Below are 19,529 nucleotides of genomic sequence, written 5' to 3'. Positions count from 1 at the left end.
TGCGCCTGCGGGGCCCGCCGCCCGGGCGTGCCCCACGGCCGGACGCCTGGGGGTCGAATGGAACGCAAGATGCACAAGCCGGCCGGGGGCGCCGGCCGCCACCGCGCCGGGTGGGGCGCCTGGGCCGTGGCCGCGGCACTGGCCTGGCCCGCCGCCGGCGCCTGGGCACAGGCCGCAGCGCCCGATGCCGAAGCCGCCGCGCGCCAGCAGGAGCAGGCCCGGCTGGCCGATTCGGACACGCTGCTGGCCCTCACGCAGGAGGGCGCCGTCCTGTATTCGCAGGACAAGGTCAAGCTCAGTGCCTACCAGTACTGCAGCCAGGCCGTGTCGCTGGCCGAGGCGGGCGACTTCCGCCAGAGCGTGCGCGCCGCCAGCAAGGCGCTGCACCTGGCCGGCGCCACCCAGGACCCGGCCCTGCTCGCCGCCGCCAAGCGCGACCTGGCCATCGTCTACAGCTATGCCGGCCAGCTGGAGAAGGCCGAGCAGTTCGCGCGCGAGGCGCTGCAGCTGCCCACGCGCGAGCCGCAGCTCATCCGCGGTCCGGCCCTCAAGGTGCTGGGCGACGTGGACGCCCGCCGCGGCGACCTGGCCGGCGCCATCCGCAGCTACGACGAGGCCCTGGCCGCCAGCTCGCCGCGCTATGCGCCGCTGGTGCAGGCCTCGCTGGCCAATGCGCTGATCGACAGCGGCAAGCCCGCCGACCTGGCGCGCGCGCGGCAGCTGGTGGACAGCCTGCCCCCGCAGCGCGACGCCTCGCTGGCCGCGCAGGTGGAGCGCACCCGCGCCAACCTGCTGCTGGCCGAAGGCCGGCCCGCCGAGGCCCTGGCCGTCTTCCAGCAGCTGACGACGCGCCGCGCCGGCACCGACGCCGGCTACTTCCAGCTCTGGGCCTGGGACGGCGTGGCCCGCAGCGAACTGGCACTGGGCCGCAAGGCCGAGGCCGCGCAGGCGCTGGACCGCGCCCTGGCCGGCGTGGACAAGGTGCGCGCGCGCTTCCGCAGCGACGAATTCAAGATGGGGGTGTTCTCCGACCTGCAGCAGCTCTTCGAGCGCGCCGTGGGCCTGTATGCCGACATGGGCGAGCCGCGCCGCGCCTTCGAGGTGAGCGAGCACAGCCGCTCGCGCGCCCTGCTCGACGCCGTGCGCGGCCGTGCCCAGTTGGCGACGCAGGCCACCGCCGTGGTCGACCTGGCCAGCCTGCAGGCCACGCTGGCGCCCGACGAGCGCCTGGTGCAGTACCACGCGCTGCCCGACCGGCTGCAGGTGTGGGTGGTGAGCAGCACCGAGGTGCGCAGCCAGAGCCTGCCGATCCGCCGCGACGAGCTGGTGGAGCTGGTCGACACCTTCCGCAACTCGGTGGTGCGCGGGCGCCGCACGGCCATCGGCAATGCCGACAAGATGGGCGCGGCGCTGATCGGCCCGCTCAGCCTGCAGCCCGGCCAGCGCATCGTGGTGGTGCCGCACGGACCGCTGCACTACCTGCCCTTCCAGGCCCTGCGGGTCAACGGCCGCTACCTGATCGAGACCAACCCGGTGTCGGTCTCGCCCTCCATGAGCATCGCGGTGCAGCTGGCGCGCCGCACGCCGCGGGTGGAAGGGCGGCTCACCGCCTTCGGCAACCCGCGCATCGAGGACAAGTACGACCTGCCCGGCTCCGAGGCCGAGGTCAAGCGGCTGGAGCAGCTCTTTCCGCGCCACAACGTCTTCATGGGCGCGCAGGCCACCAAGACCCAGTTCCGCCAGGCGGCCGGCGGCGCGCCGCTGGTGCACGTGGCCGCGCATGCCGAGGCCGACCAGGTCGACCCGCTCTATTCGCGCATCCTGCTGGCCAACGAGAACGGGCGCCAGAACTTCCTGGAGGCGCACGAGATCCTGGAGCTGCCCATGCAGGGCACGGCGCTGGTCACGCTCTCGGCCTGCGAATCGGGCCTGGGCCGCATCGCCTCGGGCGACGAGGTGCTGGGCTTCACGCGCTCCTTCCTGTCGGCCGGCAGCAGCAGCCTGATCGCCTCGCTGTGGCCGGTGTCGGACGACGCCACCGCGGTGCTCATGAGCACGCTCTACGGCGAGCTCGCCAAGGGCCGCGACCTGCAGCAGGCCATGCAGGCCGGCCAGCTGGCGGTGCTGCGCGATCCCAAGATGGCCCATCCCTTCTTCTGGGCCCCGTTCAACCTGATCGGCAACTGGCGCCTGACCGTCCAATGAAGCCCGCCATGACCTCATCCCCCGCGATCCGTGCAACGGCACTGGCCGCTGCGTTGACGGCCATGGCGCCCGCGCTGGCGCAGCAGCAGCTGGTGCCCGTGCAGCCGCCGTGCACCAGTTGCGCCGCGCCCGGTGCGCAGGCCCTGCCCGCGGCGCCCGCCGCGCCGGCCGTCTCCTTCCGCCTGAACGACCTGCGCCTCACGGGCGCCGAGGCCCTGTCGGCCGAGGAGCTGAGGGAGATCACCGGCCCCTACATCGGCCGCGACGTCACGCTGGCCGACCTGGAGAAGCTGGCCCAGGCCATCACCGACCGCTACCACGCCCGCGGCTACTTCCTGGCCCAGGCGGTGGTGCCGGTGCAGACGGTGCAGAACGGCGTGGTGGAGATCAGCATCGCCGAAGGCCGCATCGGCAAGGTGGACGTGCAGGTGGCGCCCGAGGCGCCCACCAGCGAGGCGCGGGTGCGCGGCTTCCTGGCCGCGCTGCAGCCCGGTGCGGCGGTGAGCGCGCCGGCCTACGAGCGCGCCATGCTGCTGCTGTCCGACCAGCCCGGCATCGCCGTCGGCTCGGGCCTGCAGGAAGGCAGCCAGCCCGGCACCACCGACCTGACGGTCGAGGTGAACCCCGGCTCGCGCCTTGCCTTCAGCGCGGATGCGGACAACCACGGCACCCAGGAATCGGGCCGCTACCGCGTGGGGGGCTCGCTGCGCTGGAACAGCCCGCTGGGCATCGGCGACAACCTGGACCTGCGGGCCATGGTGTCGAACAACGACGCGCTGCAGCTGGGCCGCATCGCCTACGAACTGCCGCTGGGCACCAGCGGCCTGCGCCTGGGCGCGGGGCTGGCGCGCATCAACTACCAGCTCGACGGCGAGTTCGCGGTGCTGGGCGCGCAGGGCAAGGCCGACGTGGCCGACATTTCGCTCTTCTACCCGGTGATCCGCCAGCGGCGGCAGAACCTCTTCGTGCGGCTATCGGTGGACACCAAGCGGCTGACGGACGAATACACCACGCTGGCCTTCGAGGGGCGCAAGCGGGTGCACGGCCTGGGCCTGGGCTGGACCTGGGAGCTGCGCGACGACTGGCTGGGCGGCGGCTACTGGGCCAGCTCGGGCACGGCCTACCGCGGCAGCCTGTCGATCCGCGAGCCCAGCCTGCTGGCGGCCGACCAGGCCCTGGGCGGGCCGCGCACCGAGGGCAGCTTCTCCAAGCTCACCTTCCAGGTCTCGCGCCTGCAGTCGGTGCTGCCGGAGCATTCGCTCTACCTGGCCCTGGGGGGTCAGTGGGCCAGCAAGAACCTCGACGCCTCCGAGAAGCTGAGCCTGGGCGGCGCGCGTGCCGTGCGGGCCTATCCCTCGGGCGAGGTGCTGGTGGACCAGGGCCTGATCGGCACCGTCGAATGGCGCTGGTCGGCCACCTCGGAGCTGACGCCCTACGTGTTCTACGACGCGGCCCGCGGCCGGCCGCAGAAGACCCCGGGCCTGTTCGACACCACGCCCCAAAGCCGCAGCCTGCGCGGCGCCGGCATCGGCCTGCAGTGGGTGCGCGCCGGCAACTTCTCGATCAATGCCTCGCTGGCCTGGCGCGCCGGCACGCCTGCGGCCGTCACCGACGGCGGCGGTCGCAATCCGCGGCTGTACGTGCAGCTGCAGAAATCCTTCTGACCGGCCGCGGCACCCGGCGCTTTCACTCACGAGGCCTCGCGATGAGCACCCGTCCCCCTTCCTCTTCCGCCGCCGCGGCACGCCACTGGCGCCTGCGGCCCCTGGCGCTGTCGCTCCTGTGCATGGGCGCCGGCTCGGCCATCGCCCAGCTCGCACCGCTGACGCTGCCGGTGATCGCGCCGGGCGCCGGTTCGCTGCGCGGCGTCGCCATCACGGCGCAGAACCCGGCCGCCGGCACGATGACGCTGACGCAGAGCCAGGCCCGCGCCATCGCGCAATGGACGAGCTTTTCCATCGGCTCGGCCGCGGCCGTCAACATCGTGCAGCCCACGGCGGCCTCGGTGCTGCTCAACCGCGTGACCGGCGGCAATCCGTCGGAGATCGCCGGCCAGCTCAGCGCCAACGGGCGCGTGTTCCTGGTCAATCCCTCGGGCGTTCTGTTCTCGGGCACGGCGCAGGTCAACGTGGGCGGGCTGGTGGCCACCACGCTGGACATCCCGGATGCCAGCTTCATGCCCAGCGGGCGCGAGAACACGCCGCTGGGCCCGGGCGAGGTGCTGGTCTTCGAGCGCGCGGACGACAACGCCGCCACCGTGGTCAACCGCGGCCAGATCGTGGCGACCGCCGGCGGCACCGTGCTGCTGATCGGCGCCGGCGCCACCAATGCGGCCGGCGGCACGATCAATGCGCCGGGCGGCACGGCCGGCCTGGTGTCGGGCCGCAAGGTGTCGCTGGACTTCGCGGGCGACGGCCTGACCAATGTGGTCATCAATGCCGACGCGCTGGCCACCAACGCCTCGGCCGCCAATGCCGGCGTGCTGCAGGCCGACGGCGGCCGGGCGCTGATGCTGGGCAGCTCGACCACCACCGGCCAGCTGGTGGTGAGCAACACGGGCGTGGTGCAGGCCCGCAGCCTCGAATCGCGCAACGGCGAGATCGTGCTGGGTGCCGGCCGCACCAATGCGCTGGAGGTCACGGGCGGCACGGTCGATGCAAGCGGCATCGAGGCCGGCCGCAAGGGCGGCAGCATCACGCTGGCCGGCGGCCAGGTGGTGCTGGCCGACGTTCCCCCGCCCGCCGTGCCTTCCGTCGCGGCCGAGGCCCCGGCCGCGCGGCTGGACGCGCGCGGCGCCGCGGGCGGCGGCACCGTCACCCTCGCGGGCACCTACGTGGGCGTGGCGCCCACGGCCACCATCGATGCGAGCGCCACCGGCAGCGGGCCGGGCGGCAGCATCGTGATCGGCTCGGCCCAGGCGGTGACGCTGCCGGGCGAGGCGGCGCCCTCGCCCGAGGTCCCGCGCACCACCGTGCAGCTGGCCGGCACGCTGCGGGCCCGTGGCGCGGGCAACGGTGCCGGCGGCAGCATCTCGGTCAGCGCCGACGGCATGGTGGCCAGCCCGGCCGGCGTGGATGCCGGGGGCGGCAGCGACGGCGGCGCCAACGGCCGGCTGACGCTGGCGGTGGGCGATGCGGTGCAGGTGCTGGCCGGCGACGTGGCCTACGACTCGGCCCTGTCGGCCACGGAAGGTGGCCGGGTGGGCGCCGCATCGCTGGGCCGGGCGCTCAGCAGCGGCACCGATGTCACCCTGTCCAGCGCCGCCACCGGCGATGGCCGCGGCGTGGTCTTCCAGCAGGGCGACACGCCGGCCAGCGCCGCGCAGGTCATCAAGACGGGCGGCCCGACCACCACGCTGCGCATCGACTCGGCCGGCAGCATCGACATGGGGCCGGGCAGCGCGATCACCGCCACCGAAGGGGCGCTGAACGTGGACTTCAATGCCGACTCGACCGGCGCGGCCCTGGCCACCGCGGGCACGATCCGGCCCTTTCCCGACTACGACACCGCCTGGGCGGGCGCGATCCGCCTGGACGGCGCGCGCATCGACGCCAATGGCGGCAACGTGCGCTTCTTCGGCCAGGGCGATGCGGCCAATGGCCGCGCCGTGGGCGGCGGCTATTCGGACGGCGGCACCGCCAGCGACCGCTGGCGCGCGGGCGTCTACATCGGCAACAGCCAGGTGCTGACCAGCGGCAGCGGCCAGCTCAGCCTGGCCGGCCAGGGGCGCAGCTGGGCCACCAGCGGCTCCTACACCGCCAGCGAGGGCGTGCTGGTGACGGCCGGCAGCACGGTGCAGGCCGGCACGGGCGGCCTGGCCGTCACGGGCACCAGCGGCGTGGGCGCGAGCGGCGTGCGGGTGGACGGGGCATCCACGCTCACCTCGGGCGGTGCGGCGGCGCTCACCGGCGTGGCCAGCAGCTGGACCGACGCGCAGCCGGGCGGCAGCATCGGCAACACGGCGGGCGTGCTGCTCAGCGGCGCGGCCGTGCAGGCCCAGGGCAACGTGACGCTGCAGGGCACCGGCGCCAACCTCGACGGCATGCGGGGCGACAACGAATTCACCGGCTTCCTCAGCACCGCCCAGGCATCGCAAGGGGTGCAGATGGTGTCCAGCCAGGTGACGGCAGGCACGGGTGCGCGCATCGACGTGACGGGCACCGCCGGCAGCGGCGGCTTCTCGGCCGTGCGCGACGGCACCACGGGCGCGATCTCCATCGTCGAAGGCGCCTCGGCGCGGGCCATCGACATCGGCGGCGCGGTGGGCGGCGGCCTGCGGGCCGAAGGCGGCACCGTCAACCTGCAGGGCGGCAGCGGCGCCGTGCGCCTGGGCACCGACGCCACCACGGTCGCGCTGGCCGGGCCGCGGCTCGATGCGCTGGTCGATGTCTCCAGCACCACGGGCACGGGCGGCAGCATCGTCATCGAGGCCAACAACGTGCTGCTGCAGAACCCGCAGGCCGATCCCGGCGCCACCTTCATGGACGCGAGCGGCGCGGGGCAGGGCGGCAGCATCGTGGTCAAGGGCACCAACGCCGTCGCCATGGCCAACGACGCGGTGCTGCGCGCCGACGCCAACGCGGCCACGGGCAACGGCGGGCAGATCCAGCTGCTGGGCGGCCGCACGCTGCGGGCCCACGGCAGCCTGTCGGCGCAGGGCGGCGCGTCGGGCGGCAACGGCGGCAGCATCGAGACCTCGGGCGCCGGCTTCGACCTCACCGGCATCCGCGTGAATGCCGGGGCCGGTGCCGGCAATGCGGGCACGTGGACGGTCGACCCCTTCGACATCACCATCGTCAACGGCAATGCCAGCGGCAGCCTGCCGGCCAACCCTTACGACGCGGTGGCCACCTCAACCATCCAGGACGGCGACATCAACAACGCGCTGCTGCGCTCCAACGTGACCATCGGGACGGGCACGGGCGGTGCCGCCGACCAGGGCGACATCTTCCTGGACGCGGCGCAGATCGCCTACGCGGGCACCGGCGCGCGCACCTTCACGCTCAACGCCAACCGCAGCGTGCGCTCGAATGCGGGCGCGAGCATCGCCTCGTACGGCACGGGCGGGCCGCTGAACGTGGTGTTCAATGCCGCGGCGACGACGGGCAGCGCGGCCGTGGGCGGCGGCCAGGTGAGCTGGGACGGCCAGATCTACACCAACGGCGGCAACGTCGTCATGAACGGCGCCTGGGCCAACGACTCCAACGGCGCCACCAGCATCAGCCTGGGCGGCACGGCCGTGGTCGACACCCGCGGCGGCAATGCGCTCACCTCGCCGGGCGTCTACACGGGCGGCAGCGACGCGCAGGCCGGCGGCAGCGTGCAGCTGACGGGGCGCACCGACACCACCTCGACCGGCAACTTCGTGACCGCGGCCGTCAACCTGGCGGGGGCGCGCATCGCGACGTCGACCGGCAACGTCGACCTCCTCGGCACCAGCACGCTGGGCACCGGCGTGCAGCTCACCGCCAACACGGCCACCGCGGGCATCCACACCACCAGCGGCAATGTGCGCATCACGGGCGTGGGCAGCTATGCGGCCAACAGCGGCAATGCGCCCGGGCATGGCGTGGCCATCGGCGCCCAGTTCGGCGGCGCGGGCTCGCTGCCGATGGTGGAGACCGGCAGCGGCAGCATCGACATCACCGGCCTGCGGCTGGCGGGGGGCGCGGCCACCGGCGGCGACGGCGTGTGGCTGGGCAACCAGGCGCAGGTCGGCAGCACCGGCGGCGGCAGCGTCACGGTGACCGGAGAGTCGCGCAACGACGGCGGCGCCGGCATCCGCATCGTCGATGCCGGCGGCATCAGCGTGCCCTCGCCCGCGGGGCGCATCCAGTCCACCGGCCAGGTGGTGCTGCGCGCCGGCGCCGCGGGCACGGCCGATGCGCTGGTGCTGGGCAATGGCAGCCAGGTCAGCGCCGGCACGGTGCTCAACCTGCGGCCGGGCGCCGTGACCCTCACGGGCACCCCCGACAGCTATGCCGCCACCGGCACCGAGCGCGGCACCGACGCCATCGCGCTGGGCGGCACCAGCGCCAACGGCTTTGCGGTCTCCGCCGCCGAATGGGCGCGGCTGTCCGCGCCGACGGTGGTGGTGGGCAGCAACGCACAGGCTGGCGCCATCACCGTGGCCGGTGCGCTCGGCGCCGCGGGCAACCTCACGCTGCAGGCCGACAACGCAGGCAGCATCGCACTGCAGGCGCCGCTGACCGTCGGCGGCACGCTGGGCCTGCTGGCCACGGGCGACATCACGCAGACGGCGGCGGGGGGCATCAGCGCGCCCACGCTGCTGGCGCGCTCGACCCGCGGCAACGTGCTGCTGGACCAGGCCGCCAACGACGTGGCGGCCAGCACGCTGGGCGGCAGTGCCGCGGGCAGCTTCCGCTACGTGGACGTGAACACGCTGCGCGTCGGCAGCGTCACGGCCTCCGGCTTCGACGCGGCGGCCAATGCCGTGCAGGCCGAGACCAGCGGCACCCTGAGCGGCAGCGACGTGCTGGTGCGGGCCACCACGGGCGACCTGCTGCTGGACACCTCGGTCGCCAGCACGGCGGGCACCGACCTCGTGGCCGGCAACACCTTCCAGAACGTCGGCGGCGGCGGCATCAGCGGCCCGTGGCGCATCTGGGCGGCCACCTGGGTGGGCGAGACGCGCGGTGGCCTGGCCGGCACCTCGCCCATTCCCAACCTGTACGGCTGCACCTATGCGGGCGCCTGCGTGCCGGCCTTCCCGACCTCGGGCAACCGCTTCATCTACACGGCGCGGCCCACCGCCACCATCACCATCGCCGACGCGAGCCGGCAGCAGGGCCAGGCCAACCCGGCCTTCGGCTACGGCATCGCCGGGCTGATCCTGGGCGACACGGGCGCCGGCATCACCGGCACGGTGGGCACCAACGCCAATGCCGGCAGCCCGGTGGGCGTGTATGCCATCAACGGCAGCTTCGTCTCGGCGGAGGGCTACCTGCTGAACGTGGTGCCGGGCCGGTTGAGCGTGACGCCGGCCCCGGTGCCGCCCCCGCCCCCGCCGCCCCCACCTTCGCCCGCGCCGGCGCCGGCGGTGTTCAGTCCGCCGAAGGTGGCGCCGGCCGACGTCATCCGCGAGGACGTCAACACCTACACCTTCGACCGCAACATCGGCGGCCCGCCCATCTGCTACGCCACCGGCCCGCTGGGCGGCAGCCGCACGGCGCAGCAGGGCGACGACGTGCTGGCCCGCGAATGGACGCGGGTGCGGTCACGGCCGCAGCTGACGAGCTGCGTGGACACGGAGCGGAAGAACGGGTGTTCGGACTTCTGAGGGCATCGGCCGGCTCTGGCTTTCGGGGTCATCGGCCGGTTCTGGCTGACGGGGTACTAACCCGGCAGAGGGTGCCGGCATGCGCGCTCCCGGTGCACGCTCGCGCTGACCGGCTTGCCCCGCCAGATGCGTGCTCGCTCTCCACCGACGTGCTTTGGGCACTGCACGGCGCCGCGAATGGCACCTCCGCACGCACACCGGCACCCTCCGCCTGGACGCTGCGCGCGAACCCCCAGGTGGTGACGCCGCGTCTGCATGGACTCCCTCTCCCCTCGCGGGAGAGGGTTGGGGAGAGGGGGGCGACGGCATCAACGACCGGCAAGCCCGTGGTGAGGCACCCCCTCTCCCCCAGCCCCTCTCCCGCGAGGGGAGAGGGGAGTCAAGGTTCCCGGTCCCGAGGCCGTCCAGCGCGGCGCTGGGCAAGTACCAAGGGTCCCGGGCGGTCGAACCCGGCCGTTCGGGCGCAACGTCCAGGCGGAGGGTGCCGGTGTGCGTGCGGAGGTGCCATTCGCGGCGCCGTGCAGTGCCCAAAGCACGTCGGTGGAGAGCGGGCACCCGTGCAGTGAGGCAAGCCGGTCGGCGCGAGCGTGCACCGGGAGCGCGCATGCCGGCGCCCTCTGCCGGGTTAGTACCCCAACCGCCCAACCGCCCAACCGCCCAACCGCCCAACCGCCCAACCGCCCAACCGCCCAACCGCCCAGACCAAACCGACCGACGAACCCCGCGCCCCCCACAAGCGCCCCGGCGTACTAGGCCCTTCGGACGAGTCCCGCCCCCCGCCTATTCCGTCCGATGGATTTGCCGCGCCCGGCGCCCCCGGGACACTGCACCTCGCTTGCCGCATCGAGGTTCCGAGCGCCCCGCCCGCGTCCCGGCCCGGGATGAAGAAAGAAGCCCGGGCGGTGCAGCCCTGTCGTTTGGAAGGAGCGTGCGCGCGATGAGTTGGCGATCGAAAGTGGTCTGGAGCGAAGGCATGCTGCTGCAGCCGCAGCACCTGCAACAGGCCGAGCGCCACGCAGACCATGCGCGCCACCTGCTGCTGCGCGGCACGGCGCCCTGCGGCTGGGGCTTCGCGGCCCTCGACATCGACGCCGCGGCACTCTCCCTCGGCAAGCTCGCGCTCACCCGCGCCGTGGGCGTCTTCGCCGACGGCACGCCCTTCGACATGCCGGCCGTCGACCCCCTGCCCGAGCCCATCGACGTGCCGCCTTCGCTGCGCGACGAGGCCATCGTGCTGGCCCTGCCCGTGCGCCGCGCGGGCGCCCGCGAATCCAATGCCGAGAGCGGCGACGAGGACGACCTGGTGCGCCACCGCGTGCTCGAGTCCGAGGTGCCCGACGCCAACACCGCCGGCGAGCGCACCGCGCTGCTGCAACTGGGCGCCCTGCACACCCGCCTGATGCGCGCCGGCGAGGCCACCGATGCGTGGACCACGCTCTCGGTCGCCCGCGTCGTCGAGCGCCGCACCGACAACCAGCTCTCGCTGCACCGCGGCTGGGTGCCGCCCCTGCTGGACGTGGCGGCCCATGCCGTCATCCGCGGCTGGGTGGACGAGCTGCTGGGCCTGCTGCGCCAGCGCGCCGATGCCCTGGCCGGTCGCATGACCCAGGGCGGCACCGGCGGCGTGGCCGAGATCGCCGACTTCATGCTGCTGCAGACCGTCAACCGCCACGAGCCGGTGTTCGCGCACTTCGCCCGCGGGCCGCTGCTGCATCCGCTGCGCTTCTACGAGCAGGCGCTGGAACTGGCCGGCGACCTGGGCACCTTCCGCGACAGCCGCCGCGCGCTGCGCCTGCCCCCCTATGTGCACGACGACCTGGAGGCCAGCTTCCGCCCGCTGATGGACGACCTGCGCCGCAGCCTGTCGATGGTGCTGGAGCAGTCGGCCATCCGCATCGAGCTGCACGACCGCAAGCACGGCGTGCGCGTGGCGCTGATTCCCGACGTGGAGCTGCAGCGCAGCGCCACCTTCGTGCTGGCCGTGCAGTCGCAACTGCCCGGCGATGCGCTGCGGGCGCGCTTTCCCACGCAGGTCAAGATCGGTCCGGTCGAGCGCATCCGCGACCTGGTCAACCTGCAGCTGCCGGGTGTGGCCCTCACGCCGCTGCCGGTCGCGCCGCGGCAGATCCCCTTCCATGCCGGCGCCAACTACTTCGAGCTGGAGACCAAGGGCAGCGACCTGTGGCGCCAGCTGGAGGCCTCGGGCGGCATGGCGATGCACATCGCGGGCGACTTCCCCGGCCTCGACCTGGCCTTCTGGGCGGTGAGATGAACCCCCCCCTCGTTTCTTGCTCGCTTCGCGTAGCCGAATCCTCCCCCAGGGGGAGCGGCACCGGCGGCCTGGCGGAGCCAGTTCCGCGGTGCCCCCCCGCCAAGCGACCCCAGCGCAATGGGCGATGCCTCGCCTTCGCGCTCTTTGGAGGCTCTCGTGAGCACGCCTGATCCCTTCGCGGCCTTCGAGTCCGAACGCACCGTCATCAAGCCCAAGCCGCGCACGCCCGGTGCGGGCGGCAATGCGCCGCCGCCGATGATGCCGCCGCCTTCCTCGCCCGGTGCCGAGCCGCTGCCCACCGAGCTGGGCGACCTGGGCCTGCTCAACCCGCTGGTGTCGGCCGCCGGCCGGCTGCTGGTGCTGATGGGCAAGCTGCGCAACCTGGTGCAGCCGCCCGACGTGGGCGCGCTGCGCGCCTCGGCCGCGCAGGCGGTGCAGCAGTTCGAGGCCGATGCGCGCCGCGCCGGCGCCAGCAACGAGACCGTGCTGGCCGCCCGCTACGTGCTGTGCACCGCGCTCGACGAGGCCGTGGCCAACACGCCCTGGGGCGTGTCGGGCGGCTGGAACAAGCAGAGCCTGCTGGTGCAGTTCCACAACGAGACCTGGGGCGGCGAGAAGGTCTTCCAGCTGCTGGCCCGCCTGGCGCAGGACGTGCCCACGCACCGCCCGCTGCTCGAACTCATCTACTGCGTGCTGGCCCTCGGCTTCGAGGGCCGCTACCGCGTGGTCGACAACGGCCGCGCCCAGCTCGACTCGGTGCGCCAGCGCCTGGCCGACCTGATCCGCAAGGACCGCCCGCCGCTGGAGCCGGCCCTGTCGCCGCACTGGCAGGGCGCCGGCGGCGGCAGCGCGCGGCTGCGCGAATCGGTGCCGCTGTGGGTGGTGGGCGCGGGCTTTCTGCTGCTGCTGGCGCTGGTGTGGTTCGGCCTGCGGCTGTGGCTGGGCAACCTGTCCGACACCACTTGGTCGCGCGTGGCGGGCCTGCGCCTGCCCAACACCCAGCTCGTGCCGCCGCCCGCGCCCGTGCCCGCCAAGTCGCCGCGGCTCGCGCGCTTCCTGGAGGCCGAGGTCAAGCAGGGCCTGGTGACCGTCACCGACGAGGCCGACCGCAGCACGGTGCGCCTGCGCGGCGATGCCTTCTTCGGCTCCGGCAGTGCCGAGCCCATGGCGCAGGCCATGCCGGTGCTGGTGCGCATCGGCCAGGCCCTGGCTGAGGTCAAGGGCGAGGTGCTGATCACCGGCCATTCCGACAGCCAGCCGATCCGCTCGCTGCGCTATCCCTCCAACTGGCACCTGTCCACCGCGCGGGCCGAGGCCGTGCGCAATGCGCTCGCCCCGTTGGTCGACCCCGCCCGCATGAAGGCCGAGGGCAAGGCCGACGCCGAACCCGTGGCGCCCAACGACACGCCCGCCAACCGGGCGCGCAACCGTCGCGTGGACATCGTGCTGCTCGCTCCGCCCGAAGGAGTGGCGAAATGAAGGCCGTCTTCCGCATCATCTTCCACCCGGTGCTGCTCACCGTGGTGGCCCTGGCCATCCTGGGCCTGCTGATCTGGTGGATCGGCCCGCTGATCAAGATCGGTGCGCTGGTGCCGCTCGAAAGCGAACTGGCGCGCGCCGTCCTCATCGGCGTCATCGTCCTGCTGGTGCTGCTGCGCCTGGCCATCCGCCGCTGGCGGGTGCGCCGTGCGAGCCGCGCGCTGACCGACGGCCTGATGAAGGCGCCGGCCGCCGCCAAGGCCGACGCCCCCGGCAACGGCGAGCAGCAGGTGCTGGCCGATCGCTTCGGCGAGGCCATCGCCACGCTCAAGAAGATGCGCCTGACGGCCGCCGGCAAGAAGCCCGGCTGGCGCGACTGGCTGTCGCTGTCGGGCGGCAGCTACCTCTACGACCTGCCCTGGTACGTCTTCATCGGCGCGCCGGGTTCGGGCAAGACCACGGCGCTGGTCAATTCGGGTCTCTCGTTCCCGCTGGCCGAGAAGTTCGGCGCCGGCGCCATCCGCGGCGTGGGCGGCACCCGCAACTGCGACTGGTGGTTCACCGACGAGGCGGTGCTGATCGACACCGCCGGCCGCTACACCACGCAGGACAGCCATGCCGCCGAGGACAAGAGCGCCTGGGACGGCTTCCTCAACCTGCTGAAGAAGGCCCGCCCGCGCCGGCCGCTCAACGGTGTGTTCCTCACCGTGAGCGTGGCCGATCTGCTGGGCCAGGGCCTGGAGGCGCGCAGCGCACTCGCCGCCTCGATGCGCGCGCGCCTGCTGGAGCTGGACGAGCGCCTGACCACCCGCCTGCCGGTGTACGTGCTGGTGACCAAGAGCGACCTGCTCTACGGCTTCACCGAGTACTTCGCCGACCTGGGCAAGGAGCAGCGGGCGCAGGTCTTCGGCTTCACGCTGGGCCCCGACGAAGGCAGCCACCTGGCCGAGCATGGCCTGCTGCAGCCCTTCCAGCGCGAGTTCTCGCTGCTGCACGAGCGCGTCAACAACGGCCTGGTCGAGCGCATGCAGCAGGAGACCGACGGCACCCGCCGCGGCGCCATCTTCGGCTTTCCGGCGCAGTTCGCCACCGTGGGGCCGCTGCTGGCCGACCTGCTGGACCAGGTCTTCACCGGCTCGCGCTTCGCGCAGCCGCCGTGGGTGCGCGGCGTGTACTTCACCAGCGGCACGCAGGAAGGCAGCCCCATCGACCGCGTGATGGGCAGCCTGGCGCGCAGCTTCGGCATCGAGCGCGCCATCCTGGCGCCGCAGAAGTCCAGCGGGCGCAGCTACTTCCTCACCACGCTGCTCAAGGACGTGGTGTTCCCCGAGCAGCGCCTGGCCGGTGCCGACGTCAAGCTGGAGCGCAAGCGCCACCTGCTGCGCCTGGCCGGCGTCTCGGCCATGGGCCTGGTCACGCTGGCCCTGCTGGCCGGCTGGGGCTGGTCGGCCTGGCGCAATGCCGAGTACCTGAAGTCGGTCGAGGCCAAGCTGGAGCCCACCCGCCAGTCGCTGGCCACGCTGCCCACGCAGGCCAGCAGCCCCATCGACATGGCGCCCGTGCTGGGCAACCTGCGCGACGTGTGGCGCACGCCGGTCAACCGCGAGGGCGACACGCCCTTCCTGATGACGCTGGGCCTCTACCAGGGCGACAAGATGGATGCCGCGGCCCTGGCCGCGCACCAGCGTGCGCTCAACGAGGCCTTCCTGCCGCAGCTGGCGCGCCGCATCGAGGACCAGCTGCGCAGCGCCCCGCGCGACAACCTGGAGTACCTGTACGAGGCGCTCAAGAGCTACCTCATGATCCACCAGCCCGAGCACTTCGACCCCGAGGCGCTCAAGGCCTGGATCACGCTGGACTGGGAGCGCACGCTGGACCGCGGCGTGCCGCCCGAGCGCCGCAAGATGCTGGAAGACCAGCTCGACCTGCTGATCGCCCAGGGCCCGCCGCGTTCGCCGCTCCCCATGGACGAGAACCTGGTGCGCAGCACCCGCGGCCTGCTGGCCAGCTATCCGCCCGAGCAGCGCATCTTCAGCCGCCTCAAGCGCCAGCGCCTGGGCAAGGACATGCCCGACTTCACCGTCGCCCAGGCCGCCGGCCCCTCCGCGCCGCTGGTGTTCGAGCGGCCCAGCGGCAAGCCGCTGACCGAGGGCGTGCCCGGCCTGTTCACCTACGACGGCTACCACCAGCGCTTCCAGAATGCGGTGGTGCTGGTCACCGGCCAGCTCGCGGCCGAAGACCCGTGGGTGCTCGGCCAGGAGAAGAGCGCCGCCGACCGCGCCCGCGACGCCGCGGCCCTGGGCCAGCTCACCGACCGCGTGCGACGCCTCTACCTGGAGGAGTACGCACGCCTGTGGCAGGCCCTGCTGGCCGACGTGCGCCTGATCCGCGCCGGCGGGCTGGAGAAGAACATCGACATCGCCCGCATCGTCTCGGGCGTGGATTCGCCGCTGGCCAACTTCCTGCGCGCGGTGGTCAAGCAGACCACGCTCACGCCGGCCAAGGACGACAAGTCCGCCGTGGGCAAGGCCGCCGAGACCGTGCGCAACACGCGCAAAGGCCTGGAGGAACTGTTCGGCGGCAGCGGCAGCGATGCCCAGCGCGCGGTGCCGGTGGGCAAGAGCATCGAGTCCATCGTGGACGACCGCTTCGAGAGCCTGCGCCGCCTGGTCACGCCCGCGGCGCCGGGCCAGCCCGCGCCCATCGACGACGCGCTTAAGCTCTTCAACGAGGTCTACGTCTACCTCACGGCGGTGGACACGGCCGTCAAGAGCCGCAGTGCGCCGCCGCCCGGCGACGTGGCCGGCAAGCTCAAGTCCGACGCCGGCCGGCTGCCCGACCCGGTGCGCTCGATGATCGAGAACCTCAGCAGCACCGGCGCCGCGCAGGCCCGCGTGGCCGAGCGCGGCAACCTGAGCCAGGACCTGCGCCCGGTCACCGAGTTCTGCCAGCGCGCCATCGCCGGCCGCTATCCCTTCGTGGAGAGCAGCAACCGCGACGTGCTGCCCGAGGACTTCGGCCAGATGTTCGGCCCCGGCGGGCTGATGGACGACTTCTTCCAGAAGAAGCTGGCGCAGCTGGTGGACACCAGCCGCCGCCCGTGGCGCTACAAGCCCATCGCCGAGCAGGGCGCCATCTCGCCGGCCGCGCTGCAGCAGTTCGAGCGCGCGGACGTCATCAAGCAGGTGTTCTTCCGCGGCGGCGGTCGCACGCCCGGCATGCGGCTGGACTTCAGGCCGGTGGAGATGGACGCGGGCATCACCAGCTTCTCGCTCGACGTGGACGGCCAGGTGGTCAAGTACGCGCACGGCCCCATCGTGCCGATGACCGTGCAATGGCCCGGCCCGCGCAACACCAACCAGGTGCGCCTGACCATCGCGCCGCCCACCTCGGGCGGCACCTCGGGCCAGGTCACCGAAGGGCCGTGGGCGCTGTTCAAGATGCTCGACCGCGGCCAGCTGGCCTCGGGCGACGGGCCCGAGAAGTTCTTCATCACCTTCCAGCTCGACGCGCGGCGCGCCCGCTTCGAGGTGACGACCAACAGCGTGCAGCATCCGATCCGGATGAAGGAGCTGCGCGAGTTCTCCTGTCCGGAGGGCCTGTGATGGCGGTGGCGCATTTCCTGGCCGAGCCGCACGCGCTGCCGGGCTGGTTCGGCAAGCTGCCGGGCATCGGCGACTTCGCCCACCGCCGCCTGCCGGCGGACTTCCGCGAGGCCTGGGACACCTGGCTGCAGGAGGGGCTGATGCAGCTGCGCCTGCGGCACGAGGACGAATGGCGCGATCGCTACCTGGAAGGCCCGCTGTGGTTCTTCGTGCTCGCACCCGGCGTGGCCGGCGAGGAGGGATGGATCGGCGTGATGATGCCGTCGGTGGACGGGGTGGGGCGCTACTTTCCCTTCACCATCGCCGGCCGCCTGCGCGAGGGCGGGCTGCAGCCGGAGGACTGGCAGGCCGTGGCCGCCTGGTGGCAGGACGCCACGCAGGCCGCGCTGCAGTCGCTGGAGCAGGACCTGGATGCGGCCGCCGTCGACGCCCTGCTGGCGGCGCTGGGCGGCCGGACGGCCCCGGCCGCTGCCGGCGGTGCCACCGCCGCTGCGCCCACGGCGGGCGAGGGGCAGGGCGCCGCCGCCGGTCCGGGTGCGGTCTCGCATGGGCAGTCGCTGTGGCTGACGCACCCGGAGGCCGGCGCCGCCGGCGCGCAGGTGCTGACCGTGGCCGGTCTGCCGCGGGGCGCCCGCTTCGACCTCCTCTTCGGCTTCGACGATCCGGCCGAAGACGCTGTGCAGGGAGCGGCGCAATGAGCGATCCCCGCCCCGACGAACCCACCCGCGTCTTCGGCGGCGGCGCGCCCGGCCCCGACGAGGCCACTCGCGTGGTCACCGGTGCAGCTGCAGGCGATGCGACCCGTGTCATCACGGGCGGCGTCGCCCCGGCCGGCGACGCCACGCGCGTCGTCACCGGCAGCATCCTCACGCCCACCCAGCCGCGCACCGGCACCGGCGCCGCACCCGCGGGCGGCGGCGATGCCGGCACCCTGCCGCCGGGCAGTGCCATCGCCGAGTTCGAGATCACCCGCCTGATCGGCCAGGGCGGCTTCGGCGTGGTCTACGAGGCCTGGGACCACACGCTCGAACGCGTGGTCGCCATCAAGGAATACCTGCCCACCTCGCTGGCCACGCGCACCGGGGACGGCACCATCCTGCCGCTGTCGGAGCGCCACCGCGAGACCTTCGACCTGGGCATGCGCTCCTTCATCAACGAGGCCCGGCTGCTGGCGCAGTTCGACCATCCCTCGCTGCTGAAGGTCTACCGCTTCTGGCAGGAGCGCGGCACCACCTACATGGTGATGCCCTTCTACCGCGGCGACACGCTGCGCCAGGCGCTGGCCGACATCCCGGCCGGCGTGGACGAAGGCTGGCTGCTGCGCGTGATGGACGGCGTGAGCCAGGCCCTGGCCGTGATGCATGCGGCCAACTGCTTCCACCGCGACATCGCGCCCGACAACATCCTGCTGCTCGAAGGCTCGGGCCGGCCGGTGGTGCTGGACTTCGGCGCCGCGCGCCGCGTGATCAGCGACAAGACGCAGGCCATCACCGTCATCCTCAAGCCCGGCTACGCCCCCGTGGAGCAGTACGCCGAGATGCCCGACATGAAGCAGGGCCCGTGGACCGACGTCTACGCCCTGGCGGCCGTGATGCACGTGGCCATCTGCGGCCGGGCGCCGCCGCCCTCGGTGGCGCGCATCCTGAGCGACAGCTACGTGCCGCTGGCCGGCAACGAACAGCTGCTGCAGCGCTACAGCCCGGCCGTGCTGGCCGCGGTGGACGCCGGCCTGGCGGTGCGGCCCGAGGGCCGGCCGCAGTCCATGGCCGAGTTCCGCCAGCAACTGGGCCTGGAAGAGACGACCACCATCGCCGCCACCCGCAGCGCACCGGCCGGCGGCGCGGCGCCTGCCGTGGCGCGCACGCCCGTCGCCGGCCGCACGCAGCCGCCCCGGCCGGCGCCCGCACCGGCGCCAGTGGACGGCGCCCCGGCCCGCTCGAAGCTGGTCCCCGTGATCGGCGGCGTGGCGGCCCTGGCCGTCGCCGCCGGTGCGGCGCTGTGGTGGAGCGGCCGCGGCGATGGCGCCTCGGCGCCGCCGCCCGCCACCGTGGCCCAGGCCCCGGTGGCCGATGCGCCGGCCGCCGCGCCCGCGCCCGCGCCGCCCGAGCCGCCGCCACGCGTCGCGCCGAAGACGCCGCTCGAATCGCTGCAGGCGCTGTCGGTGGGCGCGACGCCGGGCTTCGACGTCACGGCCAGCGCCCGCAAGGCCGAGGTCACCATCGGCAAGGACAAGCTGGCCTTCGACGTGCGCAGCAACCGCGACGGCTTCGTCTACGTCTTCCTGCTGGCCAGCGGGGGCGAGCTGTTCCAGCTCTTCCCCAACCTGCTGGACCGCCACAACCGCATCACGGCCAACACCACGCTGGCCCTGCCGCGCGCCTCCTGGCCCATGGAGGCGGGCGGCCCGCCCGGCACCAACCACTTCGCCGTGGTGGTGAGCGAGCGCGAACGCGACTTCAGCGATGCCGGCATGAAGAACGAAGGCGTCTTCCCGCAGTTCCCGGCCGCCGGCCTGGTCGCGATGGAAGCCGCCAACCCCGGCCCTGCCGCCACCGTGCTGCTGGGCCGGCCCGTCTGTCCGCAAAGCGCCGGCTGTGCCGACGCCTACGGCGTGGGGAGCTTCAAGATCGTCGAGAAGTGATCGTCTTCATGGTCTTCCACGCGCGTG

8 protein-coding genes are annotated in these 19,529 nt (G+C 73.4%); all 8 read left to right on the top strand.

Annotation, left to right across the window (positions count from 1 at the left end; all coding sequences use genetic code 11):
- Positions 1–69 precede the first annotated feature (69 nt).
- The 8 genes from L0984_RS26920 (at position 70) to L0984_RS26885 (ending at position 19,502) form a co-directional block, all read left to right on the top strand.
- Entirely contained in the window at positions 70–2,205 is a 2,136-nt protein-coding gene (locus tag L0984_RS26920) for a CHAT domain-containing protein (RefSeq protein WP_234197472.1), read from the top strand.
- An 8-nt stretch (positions 2,206–2,213) separates the two neighbouring features.
- Positions 2,214–3,869 carry a ShlB/FhaC/HecB family hemolysin secretion/activation protein gene (locus L0984_RS26915; RefSeq protein ID WP_234197471.1) on the top strand — a complete coding sequence of 552 codons (1,656 nt, stop codon included), beginning with the start codon at positions 2,214–2,216 and terminating at the stop codon, positions 3,867–3,869.
- A 41-nt stretch (positions 3,870–3,910) separates the two neighbouring features.
- Entirely contained in the window at positions 3,911–9,505 is a 5,595-nt protein-coding gene (locus L0984_RS26910; protein WP_234197470.1) for a two-partner secretion domain-containing protein, read from the top strand.
- A 937-nt stretch (positions 9,506–10,442) separates the two neighbouring features.
- Positions 10,443–11,777, top strand: a complete 1,335-nt coding sequence (gene tssK, locus L0984_RS26905) for a type VI secretion system baseplate subunit TssK (RefSeq protein WP_234197469.1) — start codon at positions 10,443–10,445, stop codon at positions 11,775–11,777.
- A 156-nt stretch (positions 11,778–11,933) separates the two neighbouring features.
- Positions 11,934–13,256 (top strand): DotU family type VI secretion system protein, encoded by a 1,323-nt coding sequence (locus L0984_RS26900; RefSeq protein WP_234197468.1) that lies wholly within the window; start codon positions 11,934–11,936, stop codon positions 13,254–13,256.
- A complete protein-coding gene (gene tssM, locus L0984_RS26895; RefSeq protein ID WP_234197467.1) occupies positions 13,253–16,861 on the top strand; it encodes a type VI secretion system membrane subunit TssM in 3,609 nt (1,202 codons plus the stop codon). The genes L0984_RS26900 and tssM overlap by 4 nt, the downstream gene beginning before the upstream one ends.
- Positions 16,861–17,559 carry a type VI secretion system-associated protein TagF gene (gene tagF / locus L0984_RS26890; RefSeq protein ID WP_234197466.1) on the top strand — a complete coding sequence of 233 codons (699 nt, stop codon included), beginning with the start codon at positions 16,861–16,863 and terminating at the stop codon, positions 17,557–17,559. Before tssM ends, tagF begins: the two co-directional genes overlap by 1 nt.
- Positions 17,556–19,502: a serine/threonine-protein kinase gene (locus L0984_RS26885; protein WP_234197464.1), complete on the top strand. Its 1,947-nt coding sequence runs from the start codon at positions 17,556–17,558 to the stop codon at positions 19,500–19,502. Before tagF ends, L0984_RS26885 begins: the two co-directional genes overlap by 4 nt.
- Positions 19,503–19,529: the final 27 nt, after the last annotated feature.

It is taken from the genome of Pseudacidovorax sp. NFM-22 (genome assembly GCF_021401245.1).
Classification (GTDB): Bacteria; Pseudomonadota; Gammaproteobacteria; order Burkholderiales; family Burkholderiaceae_C; genus Xenophilus.
This window is presented reverse-complemented; position numbering and strand designations above follow the sequence as displayed.

Excerpts from the sequence above, each read along its gene's own strand:
- tagF (WP_234197466.1), top strand. The coding sequence starts at position 16,861 with ATGGCGGTGGCGCATTTCCTGGCCGAGCCGCACGCGCTGCCGGGCTGG.
- L0984_RS26910 (WP_234197470.1), top strand. The coding sequence starts at position 3,911 with ATGAGCACCCGTCCCCCTTCCTCTTCCGCCGCCGCGGCACGCCACTGG.
- L0984_RS26920 (WP_234197472.1), top strand. The coding sequence starts at position 70 with ATGCACAAGCCGGCCGGGGGCGCCGGCCGCCACCGCGCCGGGTGGGGC.
- tssM (WP_234197467.1), top strand. The coding sequence starts at position 13,253 with ATGAAGGCCGTCTTCCGCATCATCTTCCACCCGGTGCTGCTCACCGTG.
- L0984_RS26885 (WP_234197464.1), top strand. The coding sequence starts at position 17,556 with ATGAGCGATCCCCGCCCCGACGAACCCACCCGCGTCTTCGGCGGCGGC.
- L0984_RS26915 (WP_234197471.1), top strand. The coding sequence starts at position 2,214 with ATGACCTCATCCCCCGCGATCCGTGCAACGGCACTGGCCGCTGCGTTG.
- tssK (WP_234197469.1), top strand. The coding sequence starts at position 10,443 with ATGAGTTGGCGATCGAAAGTGGTCTGGAGCGAAGGCATGCTGCTGCAG.